Annotated in this window: 1 protein-coding gene; it reads left to right on the plus strand. The window is 50.0% G+C overall.

The window, feature by feature from the left end:
* Positions 1-229 precede the first annotated feature (229 nt).
* On the plus strand, positions 230-798 hold a 569-nt coding region (locus N1032_RS24780; RefSeq protein ID WP_259543185.1), incomplete at its 3' end, for a hypothetical protein.

Genomic DNA, 798 nt, shown 5'->3' on the forward strand with positions numbered 1-798 from the left:
GTGATTCTGGCTCACGACAAAAGCGGCAAGAAACCCGTGGAAGTGTTGAGAGATTACCTGGATAACTGGTTATTGAGAGACTTGTAAGCCACTGATTACAAAGGAGAACTGCGATCTCTTCTGAGACGGGCAAGGGTGAGGCTTTCGAGGAAAACGCCGGAGAATGGCGCTGAGAGCCTCAAAACGTGTCAAGAGGTTTTGCAGGTTTATTTAATATTTGCTGGAGTTAATGACAATGACAGATACAAATTTAAGTGAGTGGGCAAACACTCGCATAATCAAACTGACCGAGGCCAACACGCCTTTTAAGGTCGGGGAAGTATGCCGCAAGTGCGGCGAGCAACTTTATTACGTCCGTGAGAACCGTACTCACAATGGCTGTATTCGCTGTGCGGATGATAAAGACACTAACACCATTCTCACACCTCTGGAGGGTGGCGTAGTTGATGGGATGGGGGTTAGATTGCGCCCACGGCAGAGGCCGAAAGCCGGTTGTAAAACTTGTGGCTGCCAATGGATTCTTGACCAAAACGCCTACGGACAGAAAGCCGGATATTGTCACCAATGCGCCGTCGAAGCAGTGCCAGAGCGTGAAAAGAGCAAGGCGATTTATTCGCTGTCAGTGCTGGTAAATAGGGCGATGTATTCAGTGATGCACAGCAGCGTAATGAGGTCTGGCACAGACAAGGTATTGCCACGTAATGCCGCTGAATGGTATGCGCTCAAGGAGCTGGTGGAGCGATTGACGCTGATGAATGAGCAAGAGCGCATGATGCGTACTGGCATACGCTGGGAGCT

Source organism: Herbiconiux daphne (assembly GCF_024979295.1).
In the GTDB taxonomy this organism is placed as follows: Bacteria; Actinomycetota; Actinomycetes; order Actinomycetales; family Microbacteriaceae; genus Herbiconiux; species Herbiconiux daphnes.